The sequence below is a fragment of the Phenylobacterium sp. genome, assembly GCF_035276905.1.
Lineage (GTDB): Bacteria > Pseudomonadota > Alphaproteobacteria > Caulobacterales > Caulobacteraceae > Phenylobacterium.
The window spans coordinates 1-2,541 of sequence record NZ_DATELG010000015.1 but is presented as its reverse complement, the minus strand read 5'-3'; the positions used below and the strand labels follow the sequence as shown (position 1 = coordinate 2,541).

The 2,541-nt window shown below is 72.9% G+C and carries 2 protein-coding genes; both read left to right on the top strand.

Annotated elements, in window-relative coordinates; genetic code table 11:
• Positions 1–57 precede the first annotated feature (57 nt).
• A complete protein-coding gene (locus tag VJS38_RS00500) occupies positions 58–822 on the top strand; it encodes an ABC transporter ATP-binding protein (protein WP_324086199.1) in 765 nt (254 codons plus the stop codon).
• A complete protein-coding gene (locus tag VJS38_RS00495; RefSeq protein WP_324086198.1) occupies positions 819–2,369 on the top strand; it encodes a glycine betaine ABC transporter substrate-binding protein in 1,551 nt (516 codons plus the stop codon). The genes VJS38_RS00500 and VJS38_RS00495 overlap by 4 nt, the downstream gene beginning before the upstream one ends.
• Positions 2,370–2,541 lie beyond the last annotated feature (172 nt).

Here is a 2,541-nt window from a genome sequence, read left to right as displayed (position 1 = left end):
GCTCTTCCCTGCGAAAGGCGGGGATGAACGGTTGGGGGGTGGCTCCTGGGCGACGCAATGATCGAGCTTGCGGGGCTGGCCAGGCGCTACGGCGCGCAGGTCGCGCTGGACGGCGTCTCGCTGTCGATCGCCCGCGGCGAGTTCGTGGCGCTGGTGGGGCCGTCCGGCTCCGGCAAGACGACGCTTTTGAAGACCATCAACCGGCTGGAGGAGCCGGACGCAGGCGTGGTCCGCATCGAGGGCGCCGAGGCGCACGCGGGGCCCGCGCCGCAGCTGCGTCGGCGGATCGGTTATGTCTTCCAGGAGATCGGCCTCTTTCCGCACCTGACGGTCGGCCAGAACATCGCCGTGACGCCGCGGCTGATGCGCTGGGACGCGGGCCGGATCGCCGAGCGCGTCGAGACCCTGCTCGACCTCGTCGACCTGCCGCGCGAGACCGCCGGTCGGCTGCCGGCCGCGCTCTCCGGCGGTCAGCGCCAGCGGGTCGGCGTCGCCCGCGCGCTCGCCGCCGAGCCCGCCATGCTGCTGATGGACGAACCGTTCGGCGCCCTCGACCCCCTGACCCGCGACGCGCTGGGCGCCGACTACCGCGCCCTGCACGACCGGCTGGGCCTGACGACGGTGATGGTGACTCACGACATGGCCGAGGCCGTGCTGCTGGCCGACCGCATCGTCGTGCTGATCGCCGGGAGGATCGTCGGCGACGGTCCGCCCGCCGCCCTCCTCGACGCGGCGGCCGACCCGAGGGTGCGCGAGCTCTTGGAGGCCCCGAAGCGGCAGGCCGAACGGCTGAGCGCGCGGCTGGGCGGAGCCGGCCCTTGAGCCCGCGCCTCGACGCCGCCCTGGCGCTCTTGCCGACCTATCTCGCCTGGCATGTGGCGCTCTCGGCCGCGGCCCTGGCGCTCGGCCTGGCGGTCAGCCTGCCGCTGGCGGTGGCCGCGAGCCGCAGCCCCAGGCTGCGTTGGCCGCTGCTGGCGGCCTCGAGCCTGGTCCAGACCATCCCGAGCCTGGCGCTGCTGGCGCTGTTCTATCCGCTGCTCCTGGCGGTCTCTTCGCTGGCGAAGAGCGTGCTGGGGCACGGCTTCTCGGCGCTCGGCTTCCTGCCGGCGCTCCTGGCTCTGGCGCTCTATTCGATGCTGCCGATCCTGAGGAACGCCATCGCCGGCATCCTGGGCGTCGATCCGGCGGTCCGGTCCGCCGCCGACGGGGTCGGCATGACGCCCGGCCAGCGGCTGTGGCAGGTCGAACTGCCGCTGGCCGCGCCGGTGATCATGGCCGGCGTGCGCACCGCCGCGGTCTGGACCATCGGCGCGGCGACGCTGTCCACGCCGGTCGGCCAGACCAGCCTCGGCAATTACATCTTCTCCGGCCTGCAGACCGAGAACTGGGTCGACGTCCTGATCGGCTGCGCCGCCTCCGCCGCGCTGGCGCTTGCCGCCGACCAGCTGCTGGGCCTGGTCGAGGCCGGGGTGGAGACGCGCAGCCGCGGGCGGCTCGTCGCCGGCGCCGTCGGCCTCGCCGCGGGGATCGCCCTCGCCCTGACGCCGCTGCTGGGGGCCGGCGCGCGACCGGCCTATGTGGTCGGGGCGAAGAACTTCTCCGAGCAGTACATCCTGGCCGAGCTGATCGCCGACCGGCTGGGTGAGGCCGGCGCCCGGGCGCAGCTGAAGGAAGGCCTGGGCTCGGCGGTCGCCTACCGCGCGCTCGCCGCCGGCGAACTCGACGTCTACGTCGACTATTCCGGGACGCTGTGGACCAACGTTCTGGGCCGGACGGACAATCCCGGCCGGGCGGAGGTGCTGCGCCAGCTCACCGCCGAGCTGAAGCGCCGGGACGGGGTGGTGGTGCTGGGCTCGCTCGGCTTCGAGAACGCCTATGCGCTGGCCATGCGCGAGGACCGCGCGGCGGCGCTCGGGATCGCCTCCATCGCCGACCTCGCCCGCCAAGCCCCGTCGCTGAAGCTGGGCGCGGACCTGGAGTTTCTGTCGCGGCCGGAGTGGAAGGCGGTGGCGGACGCCTACGACCTGCGCTTCAGGGCCCAGCGCGCCTACCAGCCGACCTTCATGTACCGCGCGCTCACCGGCGGCGACGTCGACGTGATCAGCGCCTTCTCCTCCGACGGCCGCATCGCCGCCGACCACCTGCGGGTGCTGAGCGATCCCAATGGCGCGATCCCGCCCTATGACGCGGTGGTGCTGATCGCGCCGAGGCGGGCCGGCGATGAGCGCCTGCGCCGGGCGCTGACGCCGCTGATCGGGAGGATCCCGGTCGAGGCGATGCGCGCAGCGAACCTCAGCGTCGATCGGGACGAGGGGAAGGTTGCGCCGGGGGAGGCGGCGAGGGCGTTGGAGCGGAAGCTGGGACTCTAAGATCCTCCCCCATTGGGGGAGGTGGCCGAAGGCCAGGGCTTCTGCTCAAAAGCCGATGAAGTCCATGCCTACGTTCTGAGCGGAAGCCCCCTCGGTCGCTTCGCGACAGCTCCCCCAAAGGGGGAGCATCTGGTCCCGTCGTTCGCTGGGATGAGGGTGTAAGTGGGTCGTG

Coding starts and splice junctions, on each gene's coding strand:
- VJS38_RS00500 (WP_324086199.1), top strand. CDS start 58: ATGATCGAGCTTGCGGGGCTGGCCAGGCGCTACGGCGCGCAGGTCGCG.